Source organism: Arthrobacter sp. JZ12 (assembly GCF_035189165.1).
Classification (GTDB): Bacteria; Actinomycetota; Actinomycetes; order Actinomycetales; family Micrococcaceae; genus Arthrobacter_D.
The window spans coordinates 748086-769399 of sequence record NZ_CP045246.1 but is presented as its reverse complement, the minus strand read 5'-3'; the positions used below and the strand labels follow the sequence as shown (position 1 = coordinate 769399).

General features: G+C 64.0%; 18 protein-coding genes. 7 read left to right on the top strand and 11 right to left on the bottom strand.

Annotation, left to right across the window (positions count from 1 at the left end):
- The first annotated feature begins 31 nt into the window (after positions 1-31).
- Both GC088_RS03680 and GC088_RS03675 read left to right on the top strand, forming a co-directional pair.
- Positions 32-787: a sortase domain-containing protein gene (locus GC088_RS03680; protein WP_323960602.1), complete on the top strand. Its 756-nt coding sequence runs from the start codon at positions 32-34 to the stop codon at positions 785-787.
- A gap of 132 nt (positions 788-919) precedes the next feature.
- Positions 920-1837, top strand: coding sequence for an endonuclease/exonuclease/phosphatase family protein (locus GC088_RS03675; RefSeq protein WP_323960601.1), 918 nt, complete (start codon positions 920-922; stop codon positions 1835-1837).
- A 20-nt stretch (positions 1838-1857) separates the two neighbouring features.
- On the opposite strand, the gene GC088_RS03670 is transcribed toward GC088_RS03675, so the two are convergent.
- Complete coding sequence (locus tag GC088_RS03670; RefSeq protein ID WP_323960599.1) at positions 1858-3285, bottom strand: HNH endonuclease; 1428 nt, start codon at positions 3283-3285, stop codon at positions 1858-1860.
- 253 nt (positions 3286-3538) lie between these two features.
- Between GC088_RS03670 and GC088_RS03665 the strand changes: the two genes are divergently transcribed.
- Positions 3539-4189: an NADPH-dependent F420 reductase gene (locus tag GC088_RS03665; protein ID WP_323961900.1), complete on the top strand. Its 651-nt coding sequence runs from the start codon at positions 3539-3541 to the stop codon at positions 4187-4189.
- 53 nt (positions 4190-4242) lie between these two features.
- On the opposite strand, the gene GC088_RS03660 is transcribed toward GC088_RS03665, so the two are convergent.
- Complete coding sequence (locus tag GC088_RS03660) at positions 4243-5391, bottom strand: glutamate--cysteine ligase (RefSeq protein ID WP_323960598.1); 1149 nt, start codon at positions 5389-5391, stop codon at positions 4243-4245.
- 167 nt (positions 5392-5558) lie between these two features.
- Here GC088_RS03660 and GC088_RS03655 point away from each other — a divergent pair, with 167 nt between their 5' ends.
- Both GC088_RS03655 and GC088_RS03650 read left to right on the top strand, forming a co-directional pair.
- The gene (locus GC088_RS03655) at positions 5559-6023 is read left to right on the top strand and encodes a hypothetical protein (protein ID WP_323960597.1); all 465 of its coding nucleotides are present in this window, start codon (positions 5559-5561) and stop codon (positions 6021-6023) included.
- 35 nt (positions 6024-6058) lie between these two features.
- The gene (locus GC088_RS03650) at positions 6059-6313 is read left to right on the top strand and encodes a DUF3072 domain-containing protein (RefSeq protein ID WP_323960596.1); all 255 of its coding nucleotides are present in this window, start codon (positions 6059-6061) and stop codon (positions 6311-6313) included.
- 54 nt (positions 6314-6367) lie between these two features.
- On the opposite strand, the gene GC088_RS03645 is transcribed toward GC088_RS03650, so the two are convergent.
- From GC088_RS03645 to GC088_RS03610, 8 genes are all read right to left on the bottom strand, one after another.
- Entirely contained in the window at positions 6368-7840 is a 1473-nt protein-coding gene (locus GC088_RS03645) for a GH1 family beta-glucosidase (protein ID WP_323960595.1), read from the bottom strand.
- Positions 7837-10176: an alpha-xylosidase gene (yicI, locus tag GC088_RS03640; protein ID WP_323960594.1), complete on the bottom strand. Its 2340-nt coding sequence runs from the start codon at positions 10174-10176 to the stop codon at positions 7837-7839. The genes GC088_RS03645 and yicI overlap by 4 nt, the downstream gene beginning before the upstream one ends.
- Complete coding sequence (locus tag GC088_RS03635; RefSeq protein WP_323960592.1) at positions 10173-12599, bottom strand: glycosyl hydrolase family 95 catalytic domain-containing protein; 2427 nt, start codon at positions 12597-12599, stop codon at positions 10173-10175. Before GC088_RS03635 ends, yicI begins: the two co-directional genes overlap by 4 nt.
- The gene (locus GC088_RS03630) at positions 12600-13529 is read right to left on the bottom strand and encodes a carbohydrate ABC transporter permease (protein WP_323960591.1); all 930 of its coding nucleotides are present in this window, start codon (positions 13527-13529) and stop codon (positions 12600-12602) included.
- Entirely contained in the window at positions 13526-14479 is a 954-nt protein-coding gene (locus GC088_RS03625) for a carbohydrate ABC transporter permease (protein ID WP_323960589.1), read from the bottom strand. The genes GC088_RS03630 and GC088_RS03625 overlap by 4 nt, the downstream gene beginning before the upstream one ends.
- Positions 14476-15774, bottom strand: a complete 1299-nt coding sequence (locus GC088_RS03620) for an ABC transporter substrate-binding protein (protein ID WP_323960588.1) — start codon at positions 15772-15774, stop codon at positions 14476-14478. Before GC088_RS03620 ends, GC088_RS03625 begins: the two co-directional genes overlap by 4 nt.
- 69 nt (positions 15775-15843) lie before the next feature.
- Entirely contained in the window at positions 15844-17895 is a 2052-nt protein-coding gene (locus GC088_RS03615) for a beta-galactosidase (RefSeq protein WP_323960587.1), read from the bottom strand.
- Positions 17896-17928: 33 nt separating this feature from the next.
- The gene (locus GC088_RS03610; RefSeq protein ID WP_323960586.1) at positions 17929-18960 is read right to left on the bottom strand and encodes a LacI family DNA-binding transcriptional regulator; all 1032 of its coding nucleotides are present in this window, start codon (positions 18958-18960) and stop codon (positions 17929-17931) included.
- Positions 18961-19198: 238 nt separating this feature from the next.
- On the opposite strand from GC088_RS03610, the gene GC088_RS03605 reads away from it, so the two are divergent.
- Together GC088_RS03605 and GC088_RS03600 are read left to right on the top strand one after the other, a co-directional pair.
- Complete coding sequence (locus GC088_RS03605) at positions 19199-19690, top strand: FBP domain-containing protein (protein ID WP_323960585.1); 492 nt, start codon at positions 19199-19201, stop codon at positions 19688-19690.
- 27 nt (positions 19691-19717) lie between these two features.
- Positions 19718-20272: a hypothetical protein gene (locus tag GC088_RS03600; protein WP_323960584.1), complete on the top strand. Its 555-nt coding sequence runs from the start codon at positions 19718-19720 to the stop codon at positions 20270-20272.
- On the opposite strand, the gene GC088_RS03595 is transcribed toward GC088_RS03600, so the two are convergent.
- Complete coding sequence (locus GC088_RS03595; RefSeq protein WP_323960582.1) at positions 20269-21267, bottom strand: threonine ammonia-lyase; 999 nt, start codon at positions 21265-21267, stop codon at positions 20269-20271. The two genes, GC088_RS03600 and GC088_RS03595, sit on opposite strands and share 4 nt — an antisense overlap.
- Between the last annotated feature and the right edge of the window lie 47 nt (positions 21268-21314).

The window sequence follows — 21314 nt, the reverse complement described above, 5'->3', positions numbered from 1 at the left end:
CCGAGGCTGCTGATCGGATAGCTTTTTACCCATGGCAAGCCTTGTTCGGGACCGCTGGAGGAGCCTTTTGGCTGCGACAGCGGTCCCTTTGCTGCTCGTCACCGGTTGCGGGGGTGCGTCCTCAGAAGCCCCAACTGCCGGGGACCAGCCCACTTTCACCGTCGTGGCAGGCGAAGCTGATCGCACCAAGACCGCTGCTCCGTCCGCCGAATCGTCAAGTCCTCGTACACCGTCCACTCCCGCAACACCGTCTAATGGTGATGATGCAGCCGAAACTGGTCCGGCGCCGTCGTCCGCTGAGCCGTCAACGGCGGCACAGAAGCCGTCAGTATTCGAGCGCTCGCTACCGACGACCCTCACCATGCCCACCCACGGCGTCCAGTCCGGATTGCTGTACGTGGGGCTGCAGCCAGACGGCACGCTTGAAGTCCCACCAGGACATCCCGGGGCACCTGCTGCCTGGTACAGGAACTCGCCGACGCCGGGTGAGCCGGGCCCGTCCATCTTCCTTGGCCATGTCAACGCAGACGACGGCGGACCAGGGGTCTTCGCCTGGATCAAACAGTTGGCTCCTGGTGACTCCATAGAAATTGCCCGTGAAGACGGTACGGTCGCGACCTTCACCGTGGAGCGGGGAGAGCAGTACTCCAAAAACGCTTTTCCCACGCTCGCGGTGTATGGAAATACCCCGGGTCCTGAGCTTCGCCTAATTACTTGCGACGGCTATGACCCTGCTTCCGGGACCTTCAATGACAACTACGTGATCTACGCGAAGCTGCAAACCTGAACTCCGGCCCCTCTTGGTTCACCGGCCGGTTGAATGGACGACGGCGGACAGTCACCTGGCTCGCCTAGCCTCGCCGGTGGCGTTGCGTATGTGCTCGCAGCGCCTTCATCGAACCGCTAGCGAGGAGACCCCGTGTTCAGGAAACTCATATCCGTCTGTGCAGTTGCAGCTCTTGCGGTGGGAGTCGGCAGTGCTCCTGCTGCCGCTGCACCGGCCGACACCGATATCCGTGTAATGGCCTTCAATATCCACCATGGCGCGGACCGCACCGACGTTCTGGACCTTGAGCGCGTTGCCGGAGTCATCGAAGACTCAGGCGCCGAAATCATCGGCCTGCAGGAGGTCGACAATCATTGGTCGTCGCGGAGCGACTTCCAGGACCAAGCCGCGGTACTCGCGGAGCGTCTTGGCATGCACTACGCGTATGCCGCCAATCTCAATCTGGATCCGGCTGCCGGGCAGACAGAACGCCGGCAGTACGGTACAGCCATCCTGAGCGAGTACCCGATTCTCAGCTCGGGAAACCACTTGCTGACCAGCATTGAGTACGCCGAGCGTCCCACTGAACAGCGTGGGCTGCTTGAGGCCGTCATCAATGTCGAGGGCAATCACATCAGCGTCTACAACACGCACCTCGACCACCAGCGTAGTGAGCAGCGTCAGTCGCAGGTGAAGGAGATCCTCGATATCACCGGTGAATCCGAGCGCCCCGCCGTCCTGGTCGGCGACCTCAACGCCGTTCCCGGCACTCCGGAAATGGAATCGATCCTCACCGAGTTCGACGACGTCTTCGACGAACTCGGGCAAGACAACGCCTACACCTACCCGGTGGTCAATCCGAACCGTCGTATCGACTACATCCTGACCCGTGGCGACGTCGAGCCACGTCACGCTGAGGTCATCAACTCGATGTCTTCAGACCACCTGCCGATCATCGCCGACCTAACCATCCCCCAGTCCCCAACGGCCTCACCAAGTAGCTCAGTTCGTATAGCCCAGATTGGGGAGTACCGGCGCACGCCAGATCGAGGCCGGTACTTCCCAAACTGATTGCAACTCTCATCCGTCCCTTAGAACGGTGGTGGTGCTTGGGCTTGTGCGGGGTCGGTTTCGGGTTCGGTTGTGTAGATCCTGCCGGCGAAGGAGGTGGCTTTGATGGTGCCTTCGTTCGGCTGGGTGTAGTGCCAGAGCCCTTCGGATTTGAACATGTGGTGGCGTTTGCAGAGCGCGGCGAGATTGTCGGCGCGGGTGTACCCGCCCTGATGCCAGGGGATAGTGTGGTCGATCTCGCAGCCGGCCGCCGAGCGGTTACAGCCCGGGTGCCGGCAGGTCCTGTCGCGGACCCGGACCCAGTCCTGCAGGTCTTTCGGCGGCCGGTACCGTGTCCTGCCCACCGAGAGCACCGCCCCCGACTCTGGGTGGGTCAGCAGCCGGGTGAACGAGGGTGCGTGGCCGGCCAGCCGGCGGGCGGTGTCCGCGTCGATCGGACCGTACCCGTCCAACTCCGCCGGCTGGTCCCCGCCGAGCAGGGTCATTACCGGGACGGTGACGAACACCCGCGCCCTGATCCCCCGATATCCCTCGTCGAACTGACCAGTATTTTCCGCTCCTGAGCCCCCTCGTTGCCCGGAACCCGTCGCGGCGCCGAAGGTCCCGCCGGCGGTAACGGTGGGATCGATGAGGATGGGATCGATGATGGTGGGGTCGCTGGGGCAGGTGTGGGTGAGCAGGTCAGCGAACACGTCCGCCCGCAACTGGCCCAACATCCTGTCCTCATCAGGGCCCTTTAGGGTGCGGGCGGTGATGTCCACACGGTGCGCGATCCCGTACGCCGTCTCGGCGGGCAGGTAGGCACTAAGCCAGGCCATACCGTCACGGTCCGGGTCGACCACCACGCACCGTTCGCGGGCCTTCTTCTCCCGCCGCACACCCAACGCTTCGGGGTGCAGGCGTTCACGGAGTCGGCGCGCCCGGTGCCCGAGCTTCGCCACTGTGGTGGTCCGGGCGATCTCCAACAACTGTTCCTCGAACCCGGGGACCTCATGTTCGGGGACCCCGCAGCATTCCTGCGCCACCGTGACCGCGTGCCGGCGGGAAATCCTGCCCAACTGCAGCGCCTCCACGGTAGCCGGGAAGAAGTTCACCAACAGCTTCGCCTGCTCCACCAGTTTCCCGGCCGACCCCTCCGGCACCTTCAGCACCGCACCCACGTCGGCGGCGGCCAGGGTCTGAGCGGACTCCTCCGCCGACGGCCCGGCATAACCCCGCTCGGCCATGGATCCGAGCGCGAGCTCCGAAATCCGGGCCAGCAGCTTGGCTTCCTGCGCATCCACCCACGCCCGCAACGACGCCAGCTCCTCCAGGCATTCCAGCGACCGGTCCAGATCCCGGTTAGCTACCGGGTGATGGGCAAGCTGCCCGGCGAGCGGGCCCACGACGGAGTCCGACGCCCATAACGCCGTCTCCTCAGCAACCCAATGTTTCCCCGCAGAACCCATCCCCGCCATAAACCCATCACATCACCCACCACTGACATTCCTGCAGCAGGCGTGAAACGGGGAAAGAGTGCACCAGAAGCACGACCGAAAAGGGCGCAGAGCTGGCTGACGTTCGTGCAGGTCGGAAGGGGAAGTGCCTGGTCAGCGGCAGCGGATCCACCACAAGCAGAGCAAACCAACCCGAGCTGGCCCACCCCAACTACAGCTTCCGGAATATCCACGGCACACCACGGTTGTACCCGCCATGGAAAATGTGCAGACCATCGGCTTCATTGGCAGCGGACATATCGGCTCTCAGCTCGCCCGCCTCGCAGTCAGCAACGGCTACTCGGTCGTCATGAGCAATTCCCGTGGCCCCGAAACCCTCGTGGACCTCATCGAAGAACTGGGCGATCACGCGCGCGCCGCCACCCCGCAGGAGGCAGCGGAGGCGGGCGACGTCGTCGTCGTAAGTGTGCCTCTCAAGGCGATTGATGCGGTGCCCGCAGGCCCGCTCAAGGGCAAGACCGTGATCGACACCAACAACTACTACCCCCAGCGCGACGGGAACATCCGCGAACTAGACGACGAGTCGACCACCACCAGCGAGCTGCTCCAGCAGCGACTCCCCGACGCGCACGTGGTCAAGGCCTTCAACAACATCTACGCCGCCCACCTCACATCCAAGGCCAGCGCCCCCGGCACTCCCGGCCGCCGTGCGCTTCCAATAGCAGGGGACGACGACGACGCAAAGCGCACCGTTGCTGCCCTGATCGACCAGTTCGGGTTTGACGTGGTCGACGCCGGTCCGCTCGCCGAAGGCTGGCGCTTCCAGCGCGATACACCTGTCTACGGCCCGGAGTACGACGTCGACCAGGTGCGCAAGGGGCTCGCCGAGGCGAGACGATATGCCGACGTCGCCTGACACCGGCGTGACAGGCCTGCGTGACAGGCCGGCGTGACAGGCCGGCGTGACAGCTAGATGCGGAACAGTTCGTTCCCACGCATGTGGAAGCAGGCAGAATCCGCGTGGCGTTCCTCCAGTGAGCCCTGGCCCGCCCCGGTGAGGAAAACGGCGTCCGACACTACTTCCGCGAGGCTCTCGGTCCGGGCATAGACGGCACGCTGGCGGGTGCTGCCGGTTCCCCGAATGAGGACCTGGTTGAGCAGTGACTCCACGAGGAGGTCCTCGCCCTGCTCGCGAAGAACCGGTCGCACGTACTCAAGCAGCGCGCGGGCCAACTCATGGGCGTCGCGAAGCGTGCCGCTCAACGGGTCGAGCAGTTCACCGTCGATCCCAAAGCGGCTTGCCCTCCAGCACCCGAGTCGCAACTGGGCGGCCGGCATAGGGATCGGCGGAACCCCGGCGGTCCACTCCCTCACCGCAGTTTCCACCAGCGCCCTGGTGAGAGCGGCCTGCAGGACAGCATCGTCAGGCTGGAGGCAGACATCCGCCACGCGAACCTCGACCGTTGGATGACGTGTGCTCAGGCGGGCATCAAAGTAGACAGCCTGGCCATCGAGCGGCACACCAGTCGCAAGCAGTTGGGCGATCAGGGCGCTGTATGCCTCCGCGGATCCGAAGATCTCACAGGGGCCCGCGGTAGGCCACCGGTTCCAGGCCTGCCCGCGATAGCTTGCGAAACCGGAATCCTCTCCCGCCCAGAACGGTGAGTTTGTACTTAAGGCAGCCAGCACCGGCAGCCACACCCGAATGCGGTCCAGTACAGCAACGCCCTCCTCATCCGACTCCACAGAAACGTGAACATGGCAGCCGCAGGTCAGCTGATCGCGAAGGGTGGCTCCGAACCGCTCCTGCATCTGCAGGTAGCGCGTCTCATGGGTGACGCGGGTGCCCGTGACGATGGGGGAGGTTCCCAGGGCTGCGATCCGGACCCCACTTCGCACAGCCGCCTCGTCCGCAAGCGCCCTGTGCCGGAGGATGTCAGCGTAGAGCTCCTCAAGGGACGACTGAGGGTGCGTGCCTGTTTCTATCTGTTCCTGCTTGACCTCGCGGGTCACGTCATGGTGACCGGCGGCCAGAAAAACGGCGTCTGCGGCAGGTTCAGGACACAACTTGGTCGGATCGATCAGGAGGAACTCTTCCTCTACGCCGAATGTCCGCATATTGACCACCCATCCTTGAATCTCCCAAGCGAGAGGGTATGTGGCTCTCTGCTGAACAGCTCCAGATTAGGCGTTAGCCAGCCGGCTTATCAATCCTGCTACGCGCGGGGTCACAGTGCAGCTTGCCCTCTGCCCAACCGGCTTCCCTGCTGTATATGGTAAGCAGTATGACTATTTCAGGATCCGACGGACCGGACAGCAACCACCAGCGACCAAATGGTGCGTCCGACAAGACCATCGAGGCGCTCGGCAAACTCTCCGAGGCACTGGAGGTGGTGGAACACGCACGCGGTCTCCTGTACGGCTTCCACCGGCTGACCGGCACCGCCGACCTGGCACTGGGAGAAGCCGTTGACCTGTTGCGCGAGGCCGGGCACACAGAACTCGCCGATGAGGTGAACCGCGACATCGTTGGTCGTAACGTGATCGAGGGTCGCTGGACGTTCCAGATCGTGGAGGACTACGACGACCACTATTACGCCCAGTTCAAGGCGATTGAGAAGCGCGCACGCGACCAACTCGTCGAGGGCAAACGACATCTGTTCGAAGCGGAGATGAAGGAAGACCGCCGTACCCACGGACGCGAGCACCATGAGGCGCTGCCCCCCGAAGCGAGCCAGACAGCCAGCTAAGAACCATTCCCCTGCATCAACGAAGGAGCAACACCATGTCCGATGAAACACTGGGAAGCCCGACGCCGGAGCCTCAAGGCGGCTTTGCACGTGACCCTGAAGATTGGGTCACCGGCGATGAACCCATGACTGACGCGCAGCGCAGCTATCTGGACACCCTGGCCCGCGAGGCCGGCGAGGAATTACCCGCCGACCTCACCAAGGCACAGGCATCGGAACACATCGACCGACTGCAGAAGTCCAGCGGACGGGTCTCGGGTGGTTCCGACGCGCAGCAGGCTGGCGGGTAGCACCCGAACAGGGCCGGCTCTGCCAGCTATGGCTACAGCCGGCCCATCGCGGGCTTACTCCAGCCCGGGGATGCGGCGTTCCCGAATCAGGCGGGCGTACCAGCGGGCGCTGTCCTTTAGGGTGCGCTCAAGCGTCTCGTAGTCGACGTGCACAATGCCGAACCGCTTGGAATAGCCGTAGCCCCACTCGAAGTTGTCCATCAGCGACCACACCTGGTAGCCGCGCAGATCGACGCCGCGGCTCATGGCGCGGTGGGCGGCGGTGAAGTGGCGACGCAGGTAGTCGATGCGGTCGAAATCGTGCACACGGCGCTGACCATCGGCGTCCGTCTCCACGACGTCCGAGAACGCCGCGCCGTTCTCGGTGATCATCAACGGCACGCTCGGCCAGCGTTCATGCAGCGACACGAGCAGGTCCTCGAGTCCTGACGGGTCGATGTTCCAGCCCATCTCGGTGTACGGGCCGGGCTGGGGAAGGAACTCGACGTCGTCGGCGCCGGGCCAAGCCGTGCCCGCTGAGGGCTTGTGCCCGTCTGCGTTCTGCTTCTCACCGTTTCCGTCCCACATCCGCACCCGTGTTGTGGAGTAGTAGTTCACTCCCAGCAGGTCCAGCGGTTGCCTGATGATGCCCAGGTCCCCCTGCTGGATGAACGACCAGTCAGTGATCCCGGCTGTATCGGCCAGGACGTCCTCGGGGTAGGTTCCGTTCAGCAGCGGATCCAGGAACAAACGGTTGGCCAACCCGTCCACCCGACGAACCGCTTCCGCACCGGTGTCACCGTCGGGGCGGAAAACATGCAGGTTCAGGGTGATCGCAAAGTCAGGATCATTGGTTACCACTTCGCGCAGCGCGGAGACGGCAAGCCCATGCGCCAGGTTCAGATGGTGCACAGCGGCGAGGGCCGCAGCCGGCTCGGTGCGGCCGGGTGCATGTGCTCCCGAACCGTAACCAAGGTAGGCGCTGCACCAAGGCTCATTCAGTGTGGTCCAGACGGCCACCCTGTCACCGAGCCGTTCTCCGACAATTCGCGCGTAGTCACCGAAGGCGAGCGCAGTCTCCCGGTTGGTCCAGCCGCCGCCGTCCTCCAGTGCCTGCGGCAGGTCCCAGTGGTAGAGAGTGACAATCGGCTTGATGTTGCGCGCCAGCAGACCGTCGACCAGCCGCTCGTAGAAGGCCAGGCCCGCCTCGTTGGCCGGCCCCCGGCCGGTGGGCTGGATGCGAGGCCAGGCAATGGAGAAGCGGTACGACTCCAGGCCGAGCTGCTTCATCAGGTCGAGGTCGGACTCCACCCGGTGGTAGTGGTCGCAGGCTATGTCCCCGGTGTCACCGTTCCACACTTTGCCCGCCGTGTGGCTGAAGGTGTCCCAGATGGAGGGGCCGCGTCCGTCCGCCTCGACAGCACCTTCGATCTGGTAGGAGGCGGTGGCCGAACCGAAGACAAAACCTGGCGGGAACTCCAGGCCTTCGTCGCGGTAGTCAGGATCTCCAGCGGTTTGAGCGCCGGCTTCTTCGAGGTGCTGCGTCATGGGTTAAGCACTGCCTTTCCTGAGGTTGAGTGGATGGTTGCACCGTCTGCAGCGAGGCGCGCCCGGAACGGTGTCCCACTGCTGCTGGTGATGGTGATGCTGTTGTCGGTCCGCTCGATGGAGAAAAGAAGGTTCTCACCGAGCGGGTTGGGTACGCGTACTGAATCGCCCCGGGAAGCACCGGGGTACACGGTGACGAGCGGGTCCGCGGCGTAGTCGTAGTCGGGCCGGTCGCGCCGCGGGCCTGTGACGAGCACGCTTCCTTCCCGGACCCACAGCGGGATGCTGTTGAAGTCGTGGCGCTCATGCCGCCACCCCCCGCCGGCTGCGACTTCCCCCGTGAGGTAGTTTGTCCAGGTTCCGGCCGGCAGGTAGTAATCAACCTCTCCGTCGGCGCTGAAGACCGGAGCAACCAGCAGGCTGTCGCCAATCATGTACTGGCGGTCGAGGTAGTCCACCGCAGGATCGCCGGAAAACTCCAGTTGGAGTGGCCGCATGAACGGAAGACCTTGAAGGTTCGCCTGCTCACCCACCGCATAGAAGTAGGGCATGAGCTCCATCTTCAGGTTGGCAAACTGTCGCGTGATGTCGACGGCGCTCAGCCCTGCCGGTTCCTCTCCGGTGTCGAAGGCCCACGGCACGCGGTAGCTGGTGGACCCGTGAAGGCGTGAATGGCTGGAAAGGAGTCCGAAGGCCACCCAACGTTTGAAGACCGCAGGGTCCGGATTACCCTCGAACCCACCGATGTCGTGACTCCAGAACCCGAATCCGCTGAGCGCGAGGGACAGGCCCCCGCGGAGCGTTTCGGCCATCGATTCGAACGACGACGAGTTGTCGCCTCCCCAGTGCACGGGCATCTGTTGCCCGCCCGCGGTGGCTGACCGGGCGAACAGTACGGCGTTCCCTTTGCCGTGTTGCTCTTCCAGCACCTCGAACACGGCCCTGTTGTACAGGTGGGTGTAGAGGTTGTGCATGGCGGCCGGTGATGACCCGTCGTGCCACATCACGTCGGTGGGAATCCGCTCACCGAAGTCCGTCTTGATGGAGTCCACACCCTGTCCGATGAGGTGCCGCAGTTTGTCCTGATACCAGGACGTGGCGTCGGGATTGGTGAAATCAACCAGACCCATGCCTGCCTGCCACATGTCCCACTGCCAGACGTCGCCGTCGGGCTTGCGAACCAGGTAGCCGGCTTCCGATGCCTCGTCGAACAGGGCCGATCGCTGCGCGATGTAGGGATTGATCCAGGCGCTGATGCGCAGTTCCTTCTCATGCAGCCGCTTGAGCATGAGCTCCGGCTCGGGAAAGACCCGTTCGTCCCATTCGAAGTCAGTCCAGTTGAACTCCCGCATCCAAAAACAGTCGAAGTGGAAGACGCTCAGCGGAACCCCTCGCTCGGCCATCCCGTCGACGAAGTGGTTGACGGTGGCCTCATCGTAGTCAGTGGTAAAGCTGGTAGAGAGCCACAGGCCGTAGGACCAGGCGGGCACACTGGCCGGGCGGCCGGTCAGCTCGGTGTACCGGCGGAGGATGTCCCTCATAGTGGGCCCGTAGATCACGAAGTACTCAAGGGTTTCCCCCGCCACGGAGAACTGAACCTCTTCGACGGACTCCGACCCGACCTCGAACGAGACATGCTCGGGGTGGTTCACGAACACCCCATACCCGCGGTTGGTCAGATAGAACGGGATGCTCTTGTAGGACTGCTCGCTCGCGGTTCCACCGTCGGCATTCCAGACGTCAACCGTCTGTCCGTTCTTGATGAGTGGCCCGAACCGCTCGCCCAAACCGTAGACCAACTCGCCGACACCCAGGGACAGCTTCGCATGAAGGTACGACGACGACGGCGGCCGCCCGGTAGCGCTCACCCCCGTTCGGCCTACCGGTTCCACTGAAACGGACGCGTCTGCGGCGAGCGTTACGTAGCCGATGGACTTCCGTCCGCTCCTGGTGAGCGTCCGTCCGTCTGCCTCGAAGGTCAGGCTCCACGGATCGCCGTCCGCGATGCGGGCCTGTATCGATCCGGCGTCAAGCACTCCCCCGATCGAGTCGACACTCGCGGTTCCGCATCCGGACTGCCGGCCGACCAGGTCGAACCCGCCGGAACCGGAAGCGCCCCGGTGATGCTCGATCTTCACTCCGACGACGCCCTCCAACGGACTTGATACCGTCACGGTGAGCATGGCCCGGTTGAGCGTATCGCCGCGCCGGGTGATCACGCGGGTAGGTGCTGAGATGGTGAGGCGTCCGTCCCGTGCCTCGATGTCGTAAGCCTCCTGAGCGTAGAGCGCGTCGACGCCGGGACGGGTCTCCCAGAAACCGTCGGTGAATTTCACGTGTTCTCCTGCTGTGTTGTTGAAAAAACGGGGGTGCCGGATTGCGGCTCTCGGCGAAGCACTGTGCGCTGCCCGAAGGCCAGCGTCACGGCTCCGGCCCAGTCGGCAACGGCGACGGTCCGCTCCCCTGCCGCCTCCGGACGGAGTGGCGTCAGAATCGCTTCCGTTAGCTGTCCGTCCTGCCAGACAAGGTCGACGGCGATTCCCGGCCGGGCTACCAGGCCGCGGACACGGCCGCTTCCCAATTCCCCAGGAAGTGCTGGCAGAAGCCGGATCGTGTCCGCATGGCTCTGCACCAGCGCTTCGGCCAGTGCTCCTATGAACCCGAGGTTGCCGTCGATCTGAAAGGGCGGATGTGCAGCGAAGAAGTTGTTGTACAGTCCTCCGGCGTGCTGACCGGACGTCGCATCCGCTGGCCGGAACAGCAGTCGGAGCAGGTCCGCGACCTTTTCGCCCTGTCTCAGCCGTGACCGGAGGCAGATCTTCCAGATCAGTGACCAGCCGGTCGAATTGTCACCGCGGACGTTCAGGGACTTGTCCAATGCTCCGGTGAGTTCCTGCGTCGGGCCGTTTCCAGGGTAGGCAAAGAACAGGTGGGAGACATGGCGGTGCTGCGGGTCTTCCTCCTCGTCGCCGGCGCCCCATTCGAGGATGCGGCCGTCCGAGCCAACCTGCGGCGACGCGATTCGCGGCAGTGCGGCACGGACCTCGTCCAGCACCGGATGACCGATTTGGCCGACGAGCGGTGCCAACTCCAGCACCACCTGAAACAGCTCGCGAATCAGCGCACGGTCCATCGCCGTCGACGTTGCAACCGCCGCCCTGCCCTGGCTGCTGAGGTAGCAGTTCTCGGGTGAGGTCGAGGGGCGCGTCTGCAGGTGGGTGCCGCCGTCGTCAATCAGCCAGTCGCAGACGAATTCTGCGGCACCCACAGCGAGCGCCCAGAGCCGTTCGAGATCGGCAGGTGAGGCAGAGCCGAAGCGCCGCTTCTCGTCGAGGTGGCGGACGAGCCACGGTCCGGCCATGGGCCACTGGGACCAACTGGCATGGCCCGCGGTGGGTGAGCTGTAGCCCCAGGCATCCGAGTTGTGATGGGCGACCCAACCGCGTGCTCCATAGAGCGTGCTTGCCGTGCTTCGTCCTCGTTCGGCCAGCGCCTCAGCTAGGTCGAACAGCGGGTAAGAGCATTCGGCCAGCGCCGCCGCCTCCGCGCCCCAGTAGTTCATCTCGGCGTTGATGTTCAGCGTGTAGTTGGAGGACCACGGCGGGCGCATATCCTCGTTCCAAATCCCCTGAAGCGTGGCGGGCAACGTTCCCGGGCGTGATGAGCAGATCAGCAGATAGCGCCCATAGTTGAACAGCAGGGCGACGAGCTCCGGGTCCGCTGTCAGGATGCCTGCGGGGTGCGCGTTCGCTTCGCGCAGCCGTCGATCTGTGCAAATCCCCTCGCGCTCCGGCCGGGACTGCGGGCCGGTTTCGAAGGTAAGCGAGGCACGGTCGAACAGGTCCCGGTGAGCGGCGACGTGGTCCCGGTGCAGCGGATCCCAACCCTTTTCGACCGCGGCTTCCACCCGTTCTTGAACTTCCTCCGCGCAGTCTGCTGCGCTGCCCTCCGGCTCCCGCCCGATCCCGCTGAACGTGGTCTCCGTCGCGATCACCAGCAGCAGGTCGGTGACCCCTGTGAACAGGGAAGCACCGCCGTCGTGCCGGCCGTCGTGCCGGTCGTCATGCCGGCCATCATGTGTGGCTGCCAGGCACAGTGCGCCCTCAAGCGGCGTCACGCCGTCGGCCTCCCACCGCAGCGCGGGCTCGTTTGGTTCGTGGCCGGGAGCCACGTCGGCGGGCAGCCGCAGTTTCAGTACGACGCCGTCGGGCCGGCTTGCGCGGCCAAGTTCCATCAACGGAGTGGACAGAGCGATCGTCACGTCCACGGGTGCCGTCGACTGGAGCCGGTGGACAAGTACGCCGTCCACCGGACTGATAAAGGTCTCCTGAGTGAGGAAAACCGGCCCATCAAGGGTGAAGCAGTGCGTTGCTTCCGCGAGGGACAGTCCGCGGTCCTGCAGCTTCCACCCGCAGTGTCCGCCGTCGTCGGACACTGTGAGCACGACGTCGGCAAAGGGCAAGTAGGACTGGGAGTAGGCAGACTGCAACTGCTCGAGGGTGCGCTCCGCATCGACAGGCCGGTTCTCGGCGATTGCCGTCCGTGCGTCTGCCAGGGCAGCAGCGGCGGTGTCGGCATCCACCCGACCGCGGCGGTGCTCGCTGGCAGGACTGCCGGACCAGGCCGTGCTGTCGTTGAGCTGCAGCCGTACTGAAGAATCGCCGGCCAGCACCATTGCGCCGAGCCGGCCGTTGCCCAACGGCAGACCGTCGAGCCAGTTCTTCGCAGGACGGCGGTAGAGAAGGTCGTTCACCGGCATTTAGAAACGCACACCGCCTGCCGCCAAACCTGAGCGCCAGTAGCGCTGGAGGGACACGAACACGACGACGATCGGAATGATGGAGACCAACGCGCCGATGACCACCAGGGTCTGCAGCCCCGGAATCGTAATGGCCGCCTGGCTCCATCCGCTGAGGCCCACCGTGACCGGCATGAGCCGTGCATCGCTGATAACCAGGAGCGGAAGCATGAAGTTGTTCCAGCTGCCGATGAAGGCGAACAGCATGATTGTCACGCCGCCGGGGCTGAGCAGTTTGAGGGCGATGGAGAAGAACGCGCGCCATTCACTTGCGCCGTCGAGTCTGGCTGCCTCAAGCAGTTCCTGCGGGACGGACGCCTGTGCATAGACAAAGGCGAGGAGGACGCCGAACGGATAGGCCAGGCTGGGAATCAGCACGCCCCAGATGGTGTTGTTGAGCCCGATTTCCACCAGCAGCAGGTACGTGGGCTGGGCGAGGACGGTCTGCGGAATGAGCATGCTGCCCAACACCGCAGCCAGCACAACGCTGCGCCCACGGAAACGGTACATCGCCAGCGCGTAACCGGAAATGAGGCTGATGAATGTCATCAGCAGTGAGCCGACCCCGGAGTAGATCAGCGAGTTGCCCATCCACCGCCAGAAGATTCCGTTGTCGTACTCCGTGAGGGCAGCGAGGTTGGTGAACAGGTTGAATTCCGCGAACCAGAAGCCCGGCGTGGAGAAGAGGTCGGACGTACTCTTCGTCGCCGCGACGATCAGCCAGTAGACGGGCACGAGGAAGTACAGGGCCGTGGCTCCCATGAAGATCCACGCAGCGACACGGGCAGCAGGGCTGGGCCGTTCGCCTTCGGCGTGGACCCGTGTGCGGTTCCGGGGCTTGGATGCCGGTTCGGGTGAAACCGGCGGGGCAAGGACAGGTACCTGTGTCACTTCGCGCTACCTCGCTTCCGGTTGGAGAGCACTGAGACGATGACAGACAGCACAAACGTCACCAGGCCGATGACGATTGCCATCGCGGAGCCGAGATTGATGTCACCACCGAGGGTGGTGGCCGAGAAAACAGCCATGTTGGGGGTGTAATCGCCCGAGATGTTCGAGGTAACCGAGCGCATGGTCATCGGTTCGTTAAAGAGCTGCAGGGTGCCGATGACCGAGAAGAGCATGGTGAGGATCAGGGCGGGCAGGATCATGGGCAGCTTGATCTGCAGCGCCATACGAAGTTCGCCCGCGCCGTCGATCCGGGCAGCCTCATACATCTCTCGGGGCACCGTTTGCAGTGAGGAGAACAGAATGATCATGTTGACGCCGACGACAGACCAGACAGCGACGTTCGCGATCGACCAGAGCACGGTACCGGGTGCCAGGAAGTTCACGGGGACACCGATGCTGGTAAGACCCTCGACGATCGGGCTGACCCGCGGCTGGTAGAGGAAACCCCAGATGAGCGCGGCGACCACGGAGGGAACCGCGTAGGGCAGGAACACACTCAGTTGGAAGAAGCGCTTCCACCGAACGACGGCGGAATCGAACAGCAGCGCAAGGACCAGGGAAAAGGCGAGCATGACCGGAACCTGGACCGCTCCGAAGAGCAGCACCCGGCCGAAGCTCTCGATGAAGCCGGGATTCGAGAACGCGAGCGCGTAGTTGTCGAACCAGACGAACTTCTGTCCGTCACCGCCGCCGAAGCCCAGGCCGCTGCGCTGCGTCTGGAAGAAACTCGTGTAGAGGGCCACGATGATCGGCAGCACCAGGAACACGAGGAACAGGAAGATGAACGGTGCGAGGAAGACATACGGTGCTACCCGTTCCCCGCCGCCGCCTCGACGGCGGCGGCGGGGAGTACGGGCAGCCGCGGCGCGTGTCGCGGCTGCGGTACTCATTTGACGTTCAGCCCCATGTCTTTCAGGTCCTGCACGGTTGACTCCTGAACCTGGGTCAGTGCCTCGGCGAAAGTCAACTTGCCGTTGGCGACCTGCGCGAATGCGTCCTTCAGCTGGTCCTGCGCAAGGTCGAAGCTGGGCCCTTCCACCCAGGTGTCCGGCACCTTGGTGGCTTCGCCCGCGAAGACCTCATTGATGACCTGGCCGCCGAAGTACTCCTCGGGCTGGAGCAGGGACTCGCTTTCGAGGCCGGTGAGGGCGGAGGGGAACAGGCCGCCCTCGGTGATCAGGATCTCGAGTGCCTCCGGTGAAGAGTTCAGCCAGGTGGTGAACTCAACGGCCTGCTCCACGTGCTCGGTTCCTTCGGGGATGACGTCGACGCTGCCGCCGGTTTCCCCAGCTGTGTCGAGTCCGTCGTACCGCGGTGACGGCGCAACGGCCCACTTTCCGGCAAGGTCGCCGGCGCTTTCCTCAAGCAGCCCGGGGAACCATGCGGCGTAATTGATCGTGGCGATCGTACCGGCGTTGACCTCGGCCCAGTATTCGGGGGTCCACATGTCCACGACCTTGACGAGGTCCTCATCAAGGAGCGTCTGCCACACTTCGGCTACTTCCTGGCTGGCCTCATTGTCGATGCCCACGGTCCAGGCGTCGCCGTCGATGCCGTACCAGGTTCCTTCGTTCTGCCAGACCGTCTCAAGCCAGAGTCCGGTCTCGTTCGGGGAGAACTGTGCAATGTGAAGCTCCGGGTCCGCTTCCTTGAGTGCCCGGGCTGCATCGAGGTACTCGTCCCAGGTGGTGGGAACTTCGACGCCGTGCTGCTCGAACAGGTCCTTGCGGTACATGAGACCGGTGGGGCCGGAGTCCTGCGGGATGGCGTAGACGCCGTCGTTGTAGGAGACGCCTTTCCAGGAGCTGGCGGTGAACTGTTCCTCCAGGCCCTCGGTGTACTCGCTGATGTCGGTCAACCGGTTGTTGATGATGTGACCAGGGATCGAGTGAACGGACATCTGGACCACGTCCGGTGCGGTGCCGGCGTCGATCGCTGCCGGGATCTTTGCTCCGTCATCGCCTGTCATCCGGAAGAACTCGATCTGGGTGTTGGGGTTTTCCTCGTTCCAAAGTTCGACGGCGGTCTCCAGGCCGGGGGCCCAGCCCCAGAACTCGAGGGTGACTGGCCCGGCCTCGGCGGACGGAGCGTCTCCGCCTGACGCACAGCCGGTGAGCAGGAGTGCGGAGACTGTGGTGAGCGCGAGGGCTGAGAGAGCTCCAGACCGCTTTGAGGTGAGTGCCATCATTGGCATCCTTTCGTGGGTTTGTTTGCACGGTTGTGCGGGTCATAGACCGGTTGCAGAGGGAGGTATTCAGGGAGTTTCGTGTGGTTCGCGCACTATCAGGGCGGCGCCGGCAGCCAGGACGGTGGAGCCATAGACCGCCGTATCGGTAAGGAGATCTTGTCCGCGGACATCCACGTCAACGGCTTCCCCGGTGTGGTTGAGCAGAAAGAGGTAGCTGCGATCCCCGGCATAACGGCGGACTGCTTCGACCCCACGGCCTGCTGCCGGGTGGTCCTTCGAAATTCCGGCGGCGTCGAGAATGCGCTCGAGGTGGTCTTTCAGGCTGTCCTCACCGAACCGTGTTGCGAAGTAATGCGCCGTGCCGCTGCCAAATTCGTTGCGTGTGACGGCAGGACGTCCGGCGAGCGGAAACTCCGTGAAGTCGGCAACGCTAACGGCGCCATGAAGTTCCACAGACTCCGCCCAGCCGTCGGCTGTGGAGCCGTCACTGAGTTTCAGGATGTCACCTGCGGGCTGGGGGAAGTGTTCCTCGACGCGGATGCCGAGGAGGTCGGCAAACGCTCCGGTGAATCCGCCCAGGCGGACGTTGAGGTTCTCGTCTGTGCTACCTGAGAAGTACCAGACGGCGGTGTGTCCGCCGTCCGCCACAAACCGCCTCAGGTTGTCGGCCTCAGCGTCCGAAGCGGCCAGCTTGCTCGGCACCAGAACCAGGCTGTAACCGCTGAGGTCCTGGTCCAGCTGTACGAAGTCGGCGTTGATGCCAAGGAACCACAGCGCGCGGTGAACCGACTTCACGGCCGGCAGGAACGCGACGTCGTTCGAGGGCAATGCGCGTGTCTCGGCCGACCACCACGCGGAGGCATCCCAGACGATGCCCACGCGGTTCCGGTTCACCCGGTTGCCGTTTGCCGGCTGCTGCGCCAGTTCGGGAAGGCGGCTCAGGGTGGTTCCGAGCTCAACGATCTCCCGGAAGGTCCGGGAGTTTTCACCCACGTGCGGCACCATCGGCGAGTGGAAGAACTCTGCGCCTGCACGCGGTGAGCGCCACTGGAAGAAGAGAGAACCTGTGGAGCCCCGGGCAAGGTACTGAAGAGTGTTGAATAGGAGCTTGCCGGGATCACGGGCGAGGATGCGGCCCTGTGCGTAGTCGTAGACCATGGTGGTGGCCTGCTCCATGAGGACCCAGGGCCGACCGCCGTTGAAGGAGCGGGCAAGGTCGCTGCCGAACGCAACCTGAACGTCACCCTCAATGCCGGGGGTATCCGGATAATGGTCCACCGAGACCTCGTCTATTTCCGCGGCCATGTCCCACTGGTCGTAGTGGTTCCAGGCGGGCAGCATGAAGTTGGTGGTGACCGGAACGTCCGGGCGGACGGCCCGAACCACGTCCACCTGCTCGCGTAGGCAGTCGCGCAGAACGTCCGCTGAGAAACGCTTGAAATCGAGCAACAGAGAGGGATTGGGCAGGTACTGGGTGGCCTGCGGCGCGAAGATTTCCTCCCATTCCCCGTACCCCTGTGACCAGAAGGCCGTGTTCCAGGTGGAATTCAGGGCCTGCAGGCTGCCGTACTTCTCCTGTAGCCAGCCGCGGAACGCTGTGTTGGTTTCTGGGCCGTAGGAGACGGTGCCGTACTCGTTGTGGAGGTGCCACATCCGAAGTGCCGGGTGGAAGGCGTACCGTTCGGCAAGCGCAGCGGCCACGCGGCGCGCGGCGGCGCGGTAGGCCGGGGCGGCAGGGTTGTAGGTGTCCCTGCTGCCGTGGACCAACCGGACTCCATCGGCAGTCATGGGAAGGGCTTCGGGGTGGGCAAGCGTGAACCATGGTGGGGGTGATGCCGTAGGCGTCGCGAGGACGACGCCGATGCCGTTCTCGGCCATGAGATCCATGACCCGGTCCAGCCACCCGAACCGGTACTCACCCTCACGGGGCTCGATGGAGGACCAGGAAAATACACCGACGGTAACTCGGTTGACGTGTGCTTCGCGCATGAGGCGTACGTCTTCGTGCCAGGTCTCTTCCGGCCATTGCTCCGGGTTGTAGTCGCCTCCGAATACCAGTTGTTCACTGTTTGGTCCCTCCGCGGACGCGCTGTGTCGAAACGTTTCGCTAACGGGCATGGAATGGGCCTCTTTCAGGACGTAAGGAAGGATTTAGGTGAGTTCGGGGACGGCTGGCTGTACCGGCTTTCCCAGGGAACCGCGGGATTCGTACCGCGGTGCCACCAGCTCGACATGCGGCTCGGCCGCGCCGTCGAGCGCTTGCATGATCAGGGCAACCGCCCGATCGCAGGAGTCCGCAGCGACGAGCGGGATTACGTCGAGCGGCGGGTGGAAATGGGACGTATCAAAGCTGGTGCAAGCGGAGATCACGGACAGGTCCCCGGGAACGCTGCGTCCGCTTTCAGCAATAACCTGAAGCGCGCGGGACTGGATGGACTCCTCACAGTGCATCACCACGCCGGTAACTGAGTCGCCAGGGTCGAGCATCTGGTCGACGGCCTGACGAACATCGGTGTCACTGGTGCCCGGCATGACAAATTTCGCGGATATCTTTTGCTCCGCCGCGTAATCCAGGAAGGCATTTCTGAAGCGATGGGGAAAGTTGGATCCTCGCTGGTACACAGCTTCGGGGTGGCCGAGCAGTGCTATCGAGCGGTGACCCGCCTCGGCAAGCCTGTCTATGGTCAGTCGGGCAGCCGCAGCGAAGTCCAGGTCAACGCAGATGAGTCCGGTGGCATCCTTCGGTACGCCGACGACCACCGACGGAACCGAGAGGTCGCGGACCAAGCCAATACGCTCGTCGTCGATCGAGACGTCAAGGAGGATGACGGCGTCGACCAGGCGACTGGACGTAACGCGGCGCAGACCGTTTGTTGCCTCGTCTTCGGTGAGCAGGAGGATGTCGTAGTCGTACCGGCGGGCAGCCGTTGCGACCGCGAGTACGAACGCCATGTGGGCGGGTGCGTAGGTGTCCGACCGGAGCGGAGCGCTCAGCGCGAGGATCCGGGTTCGGGCTCCCGCGAGCATTCTTCCAGCAGCATTCGGGAGGTAGCCGAGCTCCTGGACCGCAGCCGTGATCCGGCGGCGCGCATCCTCGCTCACCGACCGCTTACCGCTCAGTGCGTAGGACACGGTGCTGATGGAAACACCAGCGACGCGGGCGACGTCGTGAATGTTAGCCATGCAGACTCCTGTGTCCAAAGCTGTGCTGAGAGAAGAATGATTGAGAGGTGACCAATTAGCGAAGCGCTTAGCGAAGCGCTTCGACGAGCCTACGGCAGCGCGCTTGTGATCCGCAACACCCAGCTCGAACTACTTTTCCCGTTGCCTCGCCACACCAGTTTTGCAAGAATGCAACGGCTCGCTGAAGGGCGCTTTGTTCTGCCCACCCTCAGCTTCCAACCTGCAAAGGCTCTTTCCCATGCAAGAAATCAGCGACCGGGACATCCGGTCATCCTTCATCAACGCAACCCGCTCAGAAACCGCCAAGCTCAATCTCCCGCCGAACTTCGACCACCTCGACTGGGACAACCTCGATTTCCTTGGTTGGCGCGACGAAAAGATGCCCCTTCGCGGCTATCTTGTGGTGCCCGCTGAGGGCGGTCTGACCGGCATCCTTCTCCGCGCGCCCGAAGGCGGAGCCAAGAAGAATCGTTCAGTGCTCTGCGAAATGTGCCGCGACGTATTCTCGAAGGAGGACGTCTTCCTCTGGTCGGCGAAACGGGCAGGCCAGCCGGGCCGCAACGGGAATACGGTAGGTACCTTGATCTGCGCAGATTTCATCTGCTCTGCAAACGTACGCAAAGCCCCGCCGGCCAACGAGATCAACCCGGACCCCGCCGTCGTCGTCAAGCGGCAGATTGAGGAACTGCGTGAGCGGATAGGGAAGTTTCTGAGCCGGGTCGCAGAATAGCGAGTGCCGTCTGGAAGGATCGTCAGCATGAGTGCCAACCCGCGCATCAAGCCCATCGAAACGTCCACCCGTCGTCAATGGGATGACTGGATGCAGTTTCTGAACGGAATTGATGCGGAGAACCTCAGCCATAAGGACATTGCCGCGAAGGTGTTCGCGGAACTCGAGGGGACCATGGAGTCGGCCGCTTGGTGGTCGCAATCGATTGCGGTGGCGTACGAGCATGCCATCGGACGACGTATCCCCGGACAGCGCTCGGACGGCACCTTCCAGATGAGCATCAGCCGCTCCACCCGCCTGGGCCTCGAGGACCTCATGGCCCGGTGGGTGGGCTTCGCTACTGAGGACAGCGAGGTGCAGTCCCTTCTGGCCGACGCACCGCGCACCAGCGGAACCGACAAGCGCAAAACCTGGCGCGCACCGGCGTCGGACGGTTCATCCATCCTGGTCACCAGTGAGCCGAAGAAGGACGGGACAGCGTCGATCGTCGCCACCCAGCGGGGCATGGCCACGCCGGAAGAGAACGACGCCGCGCGACAACTTTGGACGGCGGTGCTCACCCGCTTCCTGGGACAGCTCTAGCTGGCGGGCTGCAGCACCGCCGCCAGCAGCGCCGGATCCACCGAACCACCGGAAACGACGGCGGCCACCGCGCCGCCGTCGTTTTCTGCACCTGCGATGTTGTGCAGCCAGGCGGCGGCAGCCACCGCTCCAGATGGCTCTGCAACCAGCCGACCCGCCAGGGCGAGATGCCGCATGGCGGCCAGGATCTGGTCTTCGGTGACAGTGACGATGTCGTCGACGTAACGCTGCACATGCGCCCAGGGATGCACGCCGATCGCGGGCGTGCGCAGTCCGTCAGCCACAGTGCGGTAGGTCAGCTGCGGATCCCAGCTGATGCGTCGGCCCTCGCGGAGGCTTTGGGCAGCGTCGGCGGCGAGCTCCGGTTCAACGCCGATGACGCGAGTCTCCGGCTTCAGCGCCTTGACCGCGGTCGCAATCCCGGAGATGAGGCCGCCACCCGAAATGGGGACGAGAACAGTGCTGACCTCGGGTAACTGCTGCACGATCTCGAGCCCGACGGTTCCCTGTCCGGCGATGATGCGGGGGTCGTCGTAGGGCGGGACGTGCACATAACCGTGCTCAGCTGCGAGTTCGTGGGCGCGGACGTCGCGGAGGGCTGACGGAACCACTTCGACGTCGGCACCGAGCTCACGGACGGCATCGATCTTGGTGGGCGGTGCGGCGTCGGGCATCACGATCACGGCGCGTAGGCTGAGCCGGCGGGCAAGCCAGGCGACAGCCCGTGCGTGGTTGCCCGACGACTGCGCAACGATCCCGTTAGCGCGGGCCTGATCCAGCACCTGGGCGATGGTGTTGTAGGCACCGCGGAGCTTGAAGGCGCCGGTGGGCTGTAGGCATTCGGCCTTGCAGTGCAGAATCCGATCCGGTGACTGTGGATGCGGAAGCTGAACGAGCGGTGTTCGAAGCACGAGATCGCCAATGCGGTCGGCAGCTGCTTCGATGTCGTTGAGGGTAACAAGGGTGGCTTCGGCGACGGCGTCGGTTGGTCCCATGGGCGGCCTCAGGAGGACTCTCTAATCTGCATGTAGCACAAGCTACT

Excerpts from the sequence above, each read along its gene's own strand:
- GC088_RS03680 (WP_323960602.1), top strand. The coding sequence starts at position 32 with ATGGCAAGCCTTGTTCGGGACCGCTGGAGGAGCCTTTTGGCTGCGACA.
- GC088_RS03635 (WP_323960592.1), bottom strand. The coding sequence starts at position 12,599 with ATGCCGGTGAACGACCTTCTCTACCGCCGTCCTGCGAAGAACTGGCTC.
- GC088_RS03610 (WP_323960586.1), bottom strand. The coding sequence starts at position 18,960 with ATGGCTAACATTCACGACGTCGCCCGCGTCGCTGGTGTTTCCATCAGC.
- GC088_RS03660 (WP_323960598.1), bottom strand. The coding sequence starts at position 5,391 with ATGCGGACATTCGGCGTAGAGGAAGAGTTCCTCCTGATCGATCCGACC.
- GC088_RS03605 (WP_323960585.1), top strand. The coding sequence starts at position 19,199 with ATGCAAGAAATCAGCGACCGGGACATCCGGTCATCCTTCATCAACGCA.
- GC088_RS03600 (WP_323960584.1), top strand. The coding sequence starts at position 19,718 with ATGAGTGCCAACCCGCGCATCAAGCCCATCGAAACGTCCACCCGTCGT.
- GC088_RS03655 (WP_323960597.1), top strand. The coding sequence starts at position 5,559 with ATGACTATTTCAGGATCCGACGGACCGGACAGCAACCACCAGCGACCA.
- GC088_RS03625 (WP_323960589.1), bottom strand. The coding sequence starts at position 14,479 with ATGAGTACCGCAGCCGCGACACGCGCCGCGGCTGCCCGTACTCCCCGC.
- GC088_RS03620 (WP_323960588.1), bottom strand. The coding sequence starts at position 15,774 with ATGGCACTCACCTCAAAGCGGTCTGGAGCTCTCTCAGCCCTCGCGCTC.
- GC088_RS03595 (WP_323960582.1), bottom strand. The coding sequence starts at position 21,267 with ATGGGACCAACCGACGCCGTCGCCGAAGCCACCCTTGTTACCCTCAAC.
- GC088_RS03645 (WP_323960595.1), bottom strand. The coding sequence starts at position 7,840 with ATGACGCAGCACCTCGAAGAAGCCGGCGCTCAAACCGCTGGAGATCCT.
- GC088_RS03650 (WP_323960596.1), top strand. The coding sequence starts at position 6,059 with ATGTCCGATGAAACACTGGGAAGCCCGACGCCGGAGCCTCAAGGCGGC.
- GC088_RS03615 (WP_323960587.1), bottom strand. The coding sequence starts at position 17,895 with ATGCCCGTTAGCGAAACGTTTCGACACAGCGCGTCCGCGGAGGGACCA.
- GC088_RS03670 (WP_323960599.1), bottom strand. The coding sequence starts at position 3,285 with ATGGGTTCTGCGGGGAAACATTGGGTTGCTGAGGAGACGGCGTTATGG.